This is a genomic window from Xanthomonas sp. WHRI 7945 (assembly GCF_035026585.1).
The window spans coordinates 83,401-95,623 of the sequence record NZ_JAYIQP010000001.1 but is presented as its reverse complement, the minus strand read 5'-3'; the positions used below and the strand labels follow the sequence as shown (position 1 = coordinate 95,623).

Below are 12,223 nucleotides of genomic sequence, written 5' to 3'. Positions count from 1 at the left end.
GCGGGAGCGGACGCCGCCAACTTCTGCCGGCGCGATTAATTTGGGTTTAAGGCGATCGGCACGCAGGCGCTTCCGCAGCGCGCCGGTGCCGGCCGCGGCGGGCGATGGACCCCGACGGGTTTTGACTGCGGCGTTTAATCCGGTATTAATGCCTGCATCGGAACATCGCCGATCGCTTCCTCTCCTGCCTGCGCCGCCATGGATGCACTCCTCCTCGTCGAAGACGACCACATGCTCGGCCGTGCGCTGACGGCCGCGCTGGGCCAGGAAGGCTGGCGCGTGTTCCATTGCGAGGACGCGGCCTCGGCGCGCGCCGCGCTGGTCGACCATGCCTTCGTCGCGGTGCTGCTCGACCTCGGGCTGCCGGGCGGCTCCGGGCTGGACGTGCTGGCGACGATGCGCAGCCGCTACGACCCGACGCCGGTGCTGATCATCACCGCGCGCGATCAGCTCAGCGACCGGGTCCGCGGACTGGACGCCGGCGCCGACGACTACATCGTCAAGCCGTTCCAGCGCGACGAAATGCTGGCCCGGCTGCGCGCGGTGCTGCGCCGCGCCCGCGGCGCGGTGACGCCGGTGCTGCGCTGGCGCGATGTCGAGGTCGATCCGGCCGCGCGGACGGTGACCCGTGGCGGCAAGCGGGTGAGCCTGAGCGCGAGCGAGTACAGCATCCTGGTGGCGCTGCTGCAGTCGCGCGGCCGGGTGCTCAGCCGCGATCAACTGCGAGACCGGCTCTACGGCGGCGACGCGGAGATAGGCAGCAACACGGTCGCGGTGTACGTGCACCAGCTGCGGCGCAAGCTCGGCGACGAGGTGGTGCTGACCGAATTGGGCTTCGGCTACCGCGCCGGGAGCGAGGACTGATGCGCGCACTGCGTACGCGGCTGCTGGTGGCGCTGGCGGCGGTGCTGCTCGCCGCCTGGGGCAGCTGGTTCCTGATCCAGTACCTGGAGATGACAGCGCGGCAGGGCGGCGAGGTCGACGGCATGTTGCGCAATGTCGCCGAGCAGATCCTGTATTCGCTGCCGGCGGATATCGCGACCGCCGGCCAGCAGCGGCAGTTCGCGCTAGGCGGCGAAGCGACGCCGGCCAGCGGCAAGTTCGCCGCGCTGGGATTCCAGGTCTGGGAGCGCGGTACCGGGCGGCGGCTGATGTCGTCGCGGCCGGCGCCGGCGCATGCGATGGTGCCGGACTTCGCGGACGGCTTCTCGGAGACGGCCATCGCCGGCGCACCCTGGCGCGTGTACGCGCTCAGCGATGCGGACGCACGGGTGCAGGTGCAAGTCGGCTTGCCGCAGGCCGCGCTGCGGGCCGAGCTGCGGCGATGGTTCGGCGCCAGCCTCGGCAGCGCGTTGCTGCTGCTGTTGTGCATCGGTGTCGCGATCTGGCTAGTGATCCACTGGTCGCTGCGGCCGGTGGTGCAGGTCAGCGAGTCGCTCGCCAGGCGTGCGCCGCTGGATTTGGCGCCGCTGCCGGAGCGCGGGTTGCCGGACGAGTTCACGCCGCTGGTGCGCTCGTTCAACCAGTTGATGGCGCGGCTGGCGCAGGCGCTGCAGCACGAGCGCCAGTTCCTGGACGAGGCCGCGCACGAGCTGCGCACGCCGCTGGCGGCATTGCTGACCCAGGCGCAGGTATTGCAGCACGCCGGCGACCGCGACGAGGCGCGCGAGGCGCTCGACCATCTGGTCGCCGGGATCGAGCGCGCCTCGCGGCTGGCGCAGCAACTGCTCGATGCCGCGCGGGTGGAGGGCGGCGGCGGCATCGCGCGCGCGGCGGACGTCGATCTGGCGCTGGTCGTAGGGATGGTCGCCGACGAATTCGAATTGCTCGCGCTGCGCACCGGCCAGTCGATCGAGGTCGAAAGCGGGCACGCGCCGGTGCACGGCGACATCGACGACCTGGGAATCCTGGTCCGGAACCTGCTCGACAACGCCTTGCGGCATGGAGGGCCCGGTACGCGCGTGCGGCTGGAAACCCGGGTCGAGGGCGAGGGGCGCGCGCCGATGGCGGTCCTGACCGTTGCCGACGATGGTCCGGGCATCGCCGAGGGCGAGCGCGAGCGGGTATTCGAGCGGTTCTACCGCGCCGGCACCGGCCATCGCGCACAGGGCATCGGCATGGGGCTGTCGCTGGTGGAGCGCGTGGTCGCCTCGCATGGCGGGCGGCTGCGCTGCGGCGCCGGGCTCGACGGCCGCGGCTTTGGCGTCGAAATCCGGTTGCCTGCCCTCCCTGCAAGCGGTTCCCACGCCGACCGCGGCCGCTAGCGCGTACCAAACAGCGCCGACCCGGCGCGCCGGCCACGCGCCGCGGCCGCATCGCGATTCGCGCACCGGCTGCGCAAGGCCGCCCTGCCGCACCCGGGCGAGGCTCGGGCCTGTTGCGGGCCAAGCCGTTGGCGGCGGCAGCCGCGCCGCCGCGACGAGAACGCGAGCTCGGCCACCGGCATCGCAACCGTCGTGGGACCGCGCCAGGTGGCTTGTCGACGGCGCTCCCGATGGCCACGCTCTGGTAAGCTGAGCGCATAAATCAGTGCACTGGATGCTTGGAATTGCGCCAAGTGCAATCATGCAACGGGCGCCCATTCACGATGTCGGAACTCCTTCCCCGCGCGGGCATTGCGCCCACAGAAGGCTTGCGCGAACGCAAGCGCCGCCAGACCCAGCAGCGCATCGCCGAGGTCGGCCAGCGCCTGTTCCTCAGCAAGGGCTACGACAGCACGACGCTGGACGCGATCGCGGCGGAGGCCGGCATCTCGCGCCGCACCTTCTTCTCGTACTTCAAGTCCAAGGACGACATCATTTTCTTCTGGCTGGACACCGACCGGGCGAGCCTGATCGCCAGCCTGCTGAAGACGTCGCCCGACGTGCCTCCGCTCGACGCGGTCCGCGATGCGATGGTCAAGCACATCGCGCAGTACACGACCGAACAGATGATCGCGGTCGACAACCTCATGCTGTCGAGCGAATCGCTGCTTGCACGCAAGCAGGCGCACTACGCGCAGCAGGAACAGGCGCTGTTCGATGCGCTGTGCGAGGTCTGGCGGCAGCCGGAACGCCGCGCGGCGCTGCGGATGGTGGCCATGGTCTCGATCGGCGCGATGAAGATCGCGCTGCAGGCGTGGCGGGAACAGACCGGCCAGCGAAAGCCGGCCGCCAAGTTCTTGCGCGACGCCTTCGACAATCTGAAATCGGTACTTTGACGGCACCGGGATCGGATCCGCCGGCGCCGGCGCGCCGATCGGCCGATGCCGCATCCATCCCGGCGAAGCGGCTGACTGCGACACGGGCGCGCCGCTCTCACCTCGCTGTCAATGCATGAGTGCCTCGAGCCGGCGGTTCGCAGCTTCGGTGGCGCATGCCAAGCGGCTCCACGTGTAGCCTGGACCAGGCTTGGTGCCGCCGGACGTCGAGCGCTTGGCCGACGGCGCGACGGCGCCGTTGTCCAGGCTGTACATCGAATTTCCTTGGACGCACCCGATCTCGCACCGATTCGCGCGAGCAGTGCTGGTAGCGTTTCGGGCCGAGCGGCAGCGGGCGCTCGCCAGGGACGAGCGCGCCACGGCTACAATGCAGCCGGATGCGACACCCGGCCTTCCAGCGCAGGATGATCTTGTTGGCGATGCTCGCCGTGGCGTTGTTGTTCGCCATGCCGATCGCATCGCGGCTGGTCGCGTCCGCCGCCGGCGATGCGAACGGCACGTGGGCCCAGCTGTGCACGGCCAGCGGCATGAAGCTGGTCAAGATCGCGGTCGGGTCGTCCACCGCGCCTGACGGCGAGGCGCCGGCGGCGCCGGCCATGGATCACATGCACGACGACTGCCCGTATTGCCCGCTCGCCGCGGGCATGGTGCTGCTGCTGTGCCTGCTGCTGGCCCTGCAGGCCACGCCGCGCCGCAGCGCATGGACGCTGCGGTTCGATGTCGCACGCGCGTTTCTGCATCCCAACGGACTGGGCTCCCGAGGGCCCCCGCTTTCGGCCTGAAGTCGATCCTCCGCGCGCCGCATGCGCGCGCCACTTCATTCCGGGAGTTCTTCATGTCGATTCTTTCCGTCGCGGCGCCGCGTGCGTCGCGCTTGGCCATGGCCATGGCCATGGCCGTGGCCGCCATTCTTGTGCCGAACGCCGCGCTGCGCGCCGCCGAGCCGGCCACGCCCACCACGCTTGATGCCGTCCAGGTCCGTTCGGCGGCGCCCGAACGCATCTACGCCGAACAGGCGCTGACGCCGGGTGGCGTCAGCGTGCTCGATGGCGATGCGTTCCACGAACGCGCGGTCGCCAACATGGCCGATTCGCTGCGCTACGTGCCCGGCGTCTGGGCCGAGAGCGGCACCGGCGGCGATGCCATGTTCCTCTCCAGCCGCGGCTCCAACCTCGATGCCACCGACTACGACAACAACGGCGTCAAGCTGTTCCAGGACGGTCTGCCGGTCACCACCGCCGACGGCAACAACCACAACCGCTTCATGGACCCGCTGGCCGCGCGCCACGCCATCGTCGCCCGCGGCGCCAATGCCTTGACCTACGGCGCCAGCAACCTGGGCGGCGCCATCGACTTCGTGAGCTACACCGCGCGCAACAGCGCGCCCTGGCAGGCCGCCATCAGCGGCGGCAGCCACGGCCTGCTCAGTGGCCGCTTCACCGCCGGCGGCGTCTCCGGCGACCTGGATGGGCAGGTGACGGTGGAAGGCAAGCATTTGGACGGCTATCGCGAGCACGGCCGGCAGAACCGGACCGGCGTCTACGCCAATGGCGGTTGGCAGGCGTCGCAGGATCTGGACCTGCGCGTCTACGCCATGCACGTGGACAACCGCGAGCAGTTGGCCGGCGCGCTCAGCAAGGCGCAGTTCGACCAGGACGCGTACCAGGCCAATCCGTCGGCGATCAGCGGCAACTTCCAGTGGAACACCACCACCGACCGCCTGGCGCTGAAGGGCGACTGGACGCCGGATGCGGACAGCCGGCTGGAGTTCGGCCTGTCCTACGAGAACCAGGATCTTTACCATCCCATCGTCGACAAGGTCATGGTCGACTTCGATGGCAGCGGTCCCGCGGCGCCCGTGGAAGTCTTCAGCCTGCTCAAGAACACCGACCAGCGCACCTGGGCCGGCATGGCGCGCTACAACGTCAACCGCGGCGATCACGACCTGCTGCTGGGCCTCAACCTGGCCGATACGCGCGAGACCGGCGGCAACTACCGCAACGACCACGGCCAGCGCAATGGCCGCACCGGCAGCATCGACAACCGCTCCGACAGCACCGAGGTGTTCGTCGTGGACCGCTGGAAGCTCGCCCAGGACTGGACGCTGGTCTACGGTGCGCAGGGCGTGTTCACCGGCCGCGACGTGCGCAACACCGACCTGGCCAGCGGCACGCTGCGCAATCCGAAGGCCGACTACCGCGCCTTCAATCCCCGCGTCGGTGCGATCTATACGATCGCCGAGGGCAGCGAAGCCTACGCCAGCATCAGCCGCCTCTACGAAGCGCCGACCACCTTCGACCTGGAAGACGACGTGCGCGGCGACGGCTCCACCCTCGATGCCATACGCGGCATCGTCTACGAGCTGGGCATGCGCGGCAGCACGCCGCCCGCTTCGCAGTCGGTGAGCTGGCAGTGGGACGTGGACGTGTACTACGCGCAGATCCGCGACGAGATCCTCTCCGTCGACGCCGCCGCCGCACCGGGCACCAGCCTGTCCGCGAACATGGATCGCACCGTGCACGCCGGCGTCGAGGCGCTGCTCAGCGCCAGTGTTCCGCTCGGCGACGGCGCGCAGCGCATCGAACCGCTGCTCAGCGCCAGCTACAACCGCTTCGCGTTCGATGGCGATCCGCACTACGGCAACAACGCCCTGCCGGCCGCGCCGGACTACGCGCTACGCGGCGAGGTGATGTATCGCCACCAGAACGGCTTCTACGCCGGGCCTACGTTCGACCTGGTGGGCGCGCGCCACGCCGACTTCAGCAACACCTATCGCATCGGTAGCTACGGCCTGGTCGGCCTGCGCACGGGTTTCGCCCGCGATCGCTGGCAGTTCTTCCTCGAAGGTAGGAACCTTGCCGACAAACGCTACGTGGGCAGCATGAGCGTGCGCGACCGGGCGAGCGCCGACGCGGCGATCCTGCAGGCCGGCGCGCCGCGCTCGGTGTATGCGGGCATGCGGTACCAGTACTGAGGGCGCGCACATGAACACTTCGACATTCGCGCTATCCCGACGGCAGGACGGCCGCCCAACGCGGCACCGCGCCCGCCATGCGGCGTTCCTGCTGCTCGCCTTGTTGCTGTGCGGCTGCAGCCGTCCGCCACTGCACGGCGCCGACCTGAGCGCGGCCGGGCGCGGCGTGAGCTTCTACCTGATCGACACGCAGGGCGTCCCGCGTCCGCTGCAGAGCTTCCGCGGCAAGGCGCTGGTGCTGTTCTTCGGCTTCACCCGCTGCCCGGACATCTGTCCCACCACGCTGGTGCGCGCCACGCAGATCAAGCGGCAGCTCGGCGAGGACGCGCGCCACGTGCAGTTCGCGTTCGCCACGCTGGATCCGGAGCGCGACACTCCCAAGGTATTGCGCACCTATGTGCAGGCCTTCGATCCGGACTTCGTCGGCCTGACCGGCACCGAGAGCGAGATCAAGATCGCCACCGCGCAACTCAACGTGGCCTACACCAAGGTGCCGATGGGCAACACCTACACCATCGACCATTCCACCCGCAGCTATGTGTTCGACGCCGCGGGCGATCTGCGCGTGGGCCTGGCGCACAAGCAGAGCGTGGAGGAGTGTGTGGAGGATATCCGCCAGGTGCTGGCGTACGACTGACCGCGCCCGCTCTCATACATCGCACCACAACACGCCGATCCCCGCATCGCGGCGGTCTTCTCCAACAACCCAAGAGGAATCACCATGAAAACCCGCGTCACCACACTCGTCGCCGCGATGCTCGTCCTGGCAGCCTGCCAGCCATCCAACGACCATGCAGCGCAGGACGGCCCGACCGCTGCGCCAGCTCCGGCCGCCGATGCCGCCGCCGCGCCTTCCCGCTCGGCGTCGCCGAGCGTGCACATCGGCCAGGCCTGGGCGCGCGCCACGCCGCCCGGCGCGGCTGTGGGCGCCGGCTACGTCACCTTGCGCAACGACGCCGACACCGCCGACAAACTGGTCGCGATCCAGTCGCCCGCCAGCGCGCGGGTGGAAATCCACGAAATGCGGATGGATGGCGACGTCATGAAGATGCGCCGGCTCGATGAAGGCCTGGACCTGCCGCCGCACGCAACCGTTGCGCTGCAGCCGAGCGGAAACCACTTGATGTTCATCGAGCCGCACGCGCCGTTCGTCGCCGGCACGCCGGTCGAGGCCACCCTGACATTCCAGCACGCACCGCCGATGACGGTCCATTTCGACGTGCAGCCGATGGGCGCCGATGGCCCTGGCGAAGGCGACCACGGGCAGCACATGCACTGACGCGTTGGCGTTCGTATTCGGCGCGTGTTCTCCGCCATCGGCGGTTCTTGGCCGATGGTGGAGTCAAGGAGCCGCGTTGTTGGCGGGACGTCGAAGTTCGGCCCAAGCGGTCGATTCCAACGACGTCCTATGCAGTGGATGGAATAGCGCTCGGCATGGTCCCGCTCAGGCACGGGGACATGCGCCGGCGATGGATCGCTATCGACGTGTTGCCGTCTGACCGGCCTCCGGCCCCGTGTCCGACCAGCCACCGCCGAGCGCCAGGAACAGATCCACCTGGCGGTCGACCAACTGCGCGCGCGAGGACGCAAGCGCCGATTCGGTGTCCGCCAGCGCCGCCTCGGCGGCAAGGACATCGAGGAAGCCGATCCTGCCGAACCGATACAGTCGCCCGGCCTGGCCGCTCGCGCGGGCTGCAGCGTCGCGCGCCTGGGCGAGGCTGCGTTCGCGGTCGATCTCCTGGGCATAGGCCGACAGTGCGGTTTCCGTTTGCCGCAAGGCCTGCAGCACCGCGCCATCGAACGACGCCAGTGCGGCATCGGCGTCGGCGCCGGCCGCATCGATACGGGCCTTGGCCAGCCTGCGATTGGGCCAGCGCCACGACAGCAGCGGTCCGAGGGTCGCGCCGAAGCTGTCGCCGGACAGCAGTTTCCCCAGCGAATTCGCCATGCCCGCGGAGGCGCCGATGCTCACCTGCGGGTACAGATTTGCCGTTTCCACCCCGATCGTGGCGGTGGCGGCCGCCAGGCTGCGCTCCGCCGCGCGGATGTCCGGGCGGCGCTGGATCAGTTGCCAGCCATCGCCGACCGGGATCGCGCGTTGCAGACTAGGCGGCTGCGGGCAACGGCGCGCGTCCTGCGGGTAGTCCGACGGCAGCCGGCCCATCAGCGCGGCCAGTTCGAACAAGGCCGCCTGGCGCTCGGCCACCAGATGCGGGATCGCCGCCGCGCTGCGGTCGACCGCGGCCTGGGCCCGGCTGACGTCGAACGCCGTGCCGCGGCCGCCCGCCGTGAGCCGGCGCGTGGCATCCAGCGTGGCGCGCTGCGTCTCCATCACCCGCTGCGTGGCCGCCAATGTCAGGTTGGCCGAGCAGGTGCCCAGATAGGCGCGGGTGACGGCCGCGGCGACGACCACCCGCACGTGGTCGCGTGCCGCGGCGACCGCCTGCGCATCCGCGCTGGCGGCCTCGATGCCGCGGCGGATGCCGCCGGCCAGATCCAGCGGATAGGACAGGTCGATGCCGAGCGCGTACACCTGCGGCGGCGACGAGGGCGAGGTGTATCCCCCGGCATGCGCCAGCGTGGCCGACGCGTTCGCGTCGGTGTGCAGCGCGCCTTGGGCGCGGTACTGAAGCACCGTCGCCGAAGCGCGCCGCAGGTTGGCGTCCGCCATGCGCAGGTCGGTGTTGGCCTGCAGCGCCTCGGCAACGTAGGCGTCGAGTTCAGGATCGTCGTAGAGCTGCCACCAGCGCTGCGGCGGCTCGGCCAGTGCGAACGCCGGGTCCTGGCCCGAGACGAACGCGCGCCCGGCCTGCGGTGCGGCCGCAACCGCGTTGGCCGGAACGCGGTAGTCCGAACCGGACACGCAGCCGGCCAGCGACAGCGCCAACGCGATCGCGCCGGCGCGGCGAACCTTGCCGCTCATTTGCAGGCACCCGATGCGCTCGGGATCACGGTCACGCTCGCGGTCCTGCCGATGATGAGCCGGGACTGCGGAGCGACATCGTCGATCCGGATGCGGACCGGAATGCGTTGCGCCAGCCGCACCCAGGAATAGGTCGGCGCCACGGCGGGCAGCAGGTTGTGCGTGCTCGCGCGCTGGTCGTCGGCAATGCCGGCGGCGATGCTCTCCACATGCCCGCGCACCGCGCGGCCATCGCCCATCAGCCGGGCGACGGCGGCGTCGCCTTCGCGGATGCACGCGAGCTTGGTCTCCTCGAAATAGCCTTCGACCCGGACGCTGCCGGCATCGATCAGCGCCATGGCCTGCGCCCCCGGCTGCAGGAAATCGCCGGCGTGCAGGTCGAGGTTGGTCACGATGCCATCGGTGCTGGCGCGCACCTCGGTGCGCTGTACGTTCAGCAGCGCCACCCGCCGCTGCGCCTGGGCCTGCGCCAGGTTCGCCAGTTCCGTCTCCACCTTGGCGGCGTTGCGCTCGCGCGTCTCCGAAGCGACCAGATCGCCCAGCGCCATGTCCCGTTGCGATTCGCGCCGGGCCAGGCCGAGCGTGGCCTGCGCGCTGCGCACGCTGGCCTCCGCCTGCTCCAGCGCGGCGGCGACGCGCGGCTGGTCCAGCACCAGCAGCAGCTGGCCGGCCTTCACCCGCTGGTTGTCGTGCACCAGCACCTGCGTGACCAGCCCGCCCATGTCCGATGCCACGCGCACCACGTCCGCGCGCACCCGGCCATCGCGCGTCCATGGCTGCGTTTCGTAGCGGTTCCAGATGGACAGGGCCGCGACGACGGCAATGGCGAAGACGGCGAGCGTGGCGCTCCAACGTCCAATGACCGCAAGCATGTGCTTCATTTCATTTCTCGAGCAGGGGCGCGAGCCGGATCAGCAGCTCCGCCAGGATCACGAACAGCGACAGGCCCACCAGCGGCCGATAGGCGAACACCCGGTACAGGCCGAGGCGCGCCAGCAGCCGCGACACCAGCAACGACAGCGCCAGCGCGACCAGCGCCACCGCCAGCAGGCCGGGAACGAAGACGCCATCGATGGAAAGGTCGGAAAACATCGCATCAGTCCCGTTGCACGATCAGCGGCGCCAGCAGGTCGCGGCGCAGAACCGAAAGCAGCGAGAGCACGCGTTCGCCTTCGGGCTCCTTGTCCGCGACCACCGCCATGCGCAGGCGGTCGAGGGAACCCAGCAGTTGCCTGTCCAGCGCGTGCGCGGGCATGGCACGGGTCCGGAAATGGGCGGCCGCCCGGTCGAGCAACTCGGCATGGCAGACGCGGGCGTCTTGGCCCTTCAGCGCCTTGCCCATCGCACGCAACTCGGCCACGGCACCTGCCGCGCGCATGTCCGCAAACAGCGTGCGCAGGGTGTGGGCGGCATCTGGATGGCCGCGCAGGCGCGGGGCGAGCAGCCCGAGCCGGTCCACCATGCGGCTGGTCCAGTCGGCGCTAGTGCGTCCACGTCCGCGGGCGCGACGTGCGATGGCGCGCGCGATCGACCCCAGCAGCCGCTTGCGGGTGCGCTGCGTGTCCATGGTCTGGAACAGCAGCATGCTGCACAGCGCCGCCGCCGTGCCCACGAACAGCGCCACGCTGCCGTTGAGCGCGCCCGCGAAGCTCGCGGCATTGGTGGCGCCCAGGCCGGCGATGAGCGGAAACGTCAGCACCACCCCCAGCGCGCCCATGATGAAAGCCGGGCGCGCCAGGAACGACCCGCACAGCAGCAACGCCGGCGCCAGCGCGGCCGCCAGGCCGATGAAATCGGACAGGCTCGGGAAGATCACGAAGCCGTACAGCAGCCCGACCACGACACCGATGGCCGACCCGGCCAGGTAGCGCATGACATGGCCGGCAGGCGCCTCGGTCGTGCCGAACAGCAGGCACGCCGTGCCGACGATGGACACCGCCGTCGCACCGTCGGACCACGCCGTGGCAATCCACAGGCCGCAACTCAGCACGATGCCGACGAACGCACCGAACGCGGCGCGCAGCGCGAGACGGTGATCGCGATGCAGGACGTGGCCGTTCGCCTTCTTCGCCAGCCGCGCGGGAACCTGCCGGCGCCAGTGCGGGTTGGCGGCGCGCAACTGCGCTTCCAGCAAGCGGCAATCGCGATGGGCGGTGTCCAGCTCGGCGAGGCGCGAGGCCAGGTTGGCCTGCAGCACGTCGCGCCAGCCGTCCGGGTCGGCCATGTCTACGGCACGCGCACCGCGCTCGGCTGCGCGCAACTCGGCCAGCGCATCGTCCACGGCACTGGACAGCATCAGCACGTCGAGCATCCGATCGTGCAGCGCCCGCAGCATCTCCACCTGGGCAGGGCCGTACGCGCTATCGAAGCGCAGGTGGACGGAAAGCGTGTGCAGCTCCAGCAGGTCCACCGCCGCCTTCGCGCGATCCTCCGCCAGCACCGTGTCCTTCTCAACAGCCCGCATGTCCTGCGTCCAGCGCTCGGCATCGGACAGGATCGCGGCCACGCGCGCCTGCACGCGGGGCGCCACCTTGCGCGGCAGCACCAGCCCATGCACCAGCGTGGCGGCCAGGATGCCGATGGCGATTTCCTGCACGCGGGTGATGGCGATGCTGAAGACCTCGCCGGGCACCATCACGCTCGGGAAGCCGATCAGGCTGGTCGTGTACCCGGCCAGCAGGAACGCGTAGGAACGCGGCGTCCGGTCGAGCATGGCCAGGGACAGGCACAGCCCCATCCACGCGGCCAGCGCCACGCTCAGCACCAGCGGCGCGTTGGCCAAGCGCGGCACCAGCGCCACCGTGGCGACCGCACCGCCCAGCGTGCCCACCAGGCGGAACAAGCCACGGCTCAGTGTGGCCCCGGACAGCGGCTGCGACACCAGGTACACCGTGCCGATCACCCAGAACGGACGCGTCAGGCCGATCCGCAACGACAGGTACAACCCGAGCAGCGCGGCGGCCAGGCACTTGAGCGAGAACAGCGCGGCCTCCCGATCGGCCTGCAGCGCGGGCGCCGCCAGCAGCGCGAGCGGCCGCGCGAGGAAGGAGCGGGCAGGGGAGGGGTCCGGCGTGTGCATGGGCACATCGTAGGCAGCGGCCCGCTCGCCGAATTTCGCTACAATGAC

General features: G+C 70.2%; 11 protein-coding genes. 7 read left to right on the top strand and 4 right to left on the bottom strand.

The window, feature by feature from the left end; genetic code table 11:
* Window positions 1-198: 198 nt before the first annotated feature.
* From VDQ83_RS00335 to VDQ83_RS00305, 7 genes are all read left to right on the top strand, one after another.
* Complete coding sequence (locus VDQ83_RS00335; protein ID WP_455433455.1) at window positions 199-864, top strand: response regulator transcription factor; 666 nt, start codon at window positions 199-201, stop codon at window positions 862-864.
* Complete coding sequence (locus tag VDQ83_RS00330) at window positions 864-2,264, top strand: sensor histidine kinase (RefSeq protein WP_455433454.1); 1,401 nt, start codon at window positions 864-866, stop codon at window positions 2,262-2,264. The genes VDQ83_RS00335 and VDQ83_RS00330 overlap by 1 nt, the downstream gene beginning before the upstream one ends.
* A 278-nt stretch (window positions 2,265-2,542) precedes the next feature.
* The gene (locus VDQ83_RS00325) at window positions 2,543-3,199 is read left to right on the top strand and encodes a TetR/AcrR family transcriptional regulator (RefSeq protein WP_455433453.1); all 657 of its coding nucleotides are present in this window, start codon (window positions 2,543-2,545) and stop codon (window positions 3,197-3,199) included.
* A gap of 419 nt (window positions 3,200-3,618) precedes the next feature.
* Complete coding sequence (locus tag VDQ83_RS00320; protein WP_455433665.1) at window positions 3,619-3,981, top strand: DUF2946 family protein; 363 nt, start codon at window positions 3,619-3,621, stop codon at window positions 3,979-3,981.
* Window positions 3,982-4,034: 53 nt separating this feature from the next.
* Entirely contained in the window at window positions 4,035-6,173 is a 2,139-nt protein-coding gene (locus VDQ83_RS00315; RefSeq protein ID WP_455433452.1) for a TonB-dependent receptor family protein, read from the top strand.
* Window positions 6,174-6,183: 10 nt separating this feature from the next.
* Entirely contained in the window at window positions 6,184-6,810 is a 627-nt protein-coding gene (locus VDQ83_RS00310; RefSeq protein WP_455433451.1) for an SCO family protein, read from the top strand.
* A gap of 84 nt (window positions 6,811-6,894) precedes the next feature.
* The gene (locus tag VDQ83_RS00305) at window positions 6,895-7,452 is read left to right on the top strand and encodes a copper chaperone PCu(A)C (RefSeq protein WP_455433450.1); all 558 of its coding nucleotides are present in this window, start codon (window positions 6,895-6,897) and stop codon (window positions 7,450-7,452) included.
* A 198-nt stretch (window positions 7,453-7,650) separates the two neighbouring features.
* Here VDQ83_RS00305 and VDQ83_RS00300 read toward each other — a convergent pair whose 3' ends face one another.
* Genes VDQ83_RS00300 through VDQ83_RS00285 form a run of 4 tightly spaced genes read right to left on the bottom strand, consistent with a single transcriptional unit; the run spans window position 7,651 to window position 12,175 of the window.
* Window positions 7,651-9,096: an efflux transporter outer membrane subunit gene (locus VDQ83_RS00300; protein ID WP_455433449.1), complete on the bottom strand. Its 1,446-nt coding sequence runs from the start codon at window positions 9,094-9,096 to the stop codon at window positions 7,651-7,653.
* The gene (locus tag VDQ83_RS00295) at window positions 9,093-9,977 is read right to left on the bottom strand and encodes an efflux RND transporter periplasmic adaptor subunit (RefSeq protein ID WP_455433448.1); all 885 of its coding nucleotides are present in this window, start codon (window positions 9,975-9,977) and stop codon (window positions 9,093-9,095) included. The genes VDQ83_RS00300 and VDQ83_RS00295 overlap by 4 nt, the downstream gene beginning before the upstream one ends.
* Before the next feature lies 1 nt (window position 9,978).
* Complete coding sequence (locus tag VDQ83_RS00290) at window positions 9,979-10,188, bottom strand: DUF1656 domain-containing protein (protein ID WP_455433447.1); 210 nt, start codon at window positions 10,186-10,188, stop codon at window positions 9,979-9,981.
* 4 nt (window positions 10,189-10,192) lie between these two features.
* Entirely contained in the window at window positions 10,193-12,175 is a 1,983-nt protein-coding gene (locus VDQ83_RS00285) for an FUSC family protein (RefSeq protein ID WP_455433446.1), read from the bottom strand.
* Window positions 12,176-12,223: the final 48 nt, after the last annotated feature.

What these genes read in the sequence shown, in the direction of transcription:
- VDQ83_RS00330 (WP_455433454.1), top strand. Translation starts at nt 864, where the DNA reads ATGCGCGCACTGCGTACGCGGCTGCTGGTGGCGCTGGCGGCGGTGCTG.
- VDQ83_RS00315 (WP_455433452.1), top strand. Translation starts at nt 4,035, where the DNA reads ATGTCGATTCTTTCCGTCGCGGCGCCGCGTGCGTCGCGCTTGGCCATG.
- VDQ83_RS00305 (WP_455433450.1), top strand. Translation starts at nt 6,895, where the DNA reads ATGAAAACCCGCGTCACCACACTCGTCGCCGCGATGCTCGTCCTGGCA.
- VDQ83_RS00335 (WP_455433455.1), top strand. Translation starts at nt 199, where the DNA reads ATGGATGCACTCCTCCTCGTCGAAGACGACCACATGCTCGGCCGTGCG.
- VDQ83_RS00300 (WP_455433449.1), bottom strand. Translation starts at nt 9,096, where the DNA reads ATGAGCGGCAAGGTTCGCCGCGCCGGCGCGATCGCGTTGGCGCTGTCG.
- VDQ83_RS00285 (WP_455433446.1), bottom strand. Translation starts at nt 12,175, where the DNA reads ATGCACACGCCGGACCCCTCCCCTGCCCGCTCCTTCCTCGCGCGGCCG.
- VDQ83_RS00290 (WP_455433447.1), bottom strand. Translation starts at nt 10,188, where the DNA reads ATGTTTTCCGACCTTTCCATCGATGGCGTCTTCGTTCCCGGCCTGCTG.
- VDQ83_RS00295 (WP_455433448.1), bottom strand. Translation starts at nt 9,977, where the DNA reads ATGAAGCACATGCTTGCGGTCATTGGACGTTGGAGCGCCACGCTCGCC.
- VDQ83_RS00320 (WP_455433665.1), top strand. Translation starts at nt 3,619, where the DNA reads ATGCTCGCCGTGGCGTTGTTGTTCGCCATGCCGATCGCATCGCGGCTG.
- VDQ83_RS00310 (WP_455433451.1), top strand. Translation starts at nt 6,184, where the DNA reads ATGAACACTTCGACATTCGCGCTATCCCGACGGCAGGACGGCCGCCCA.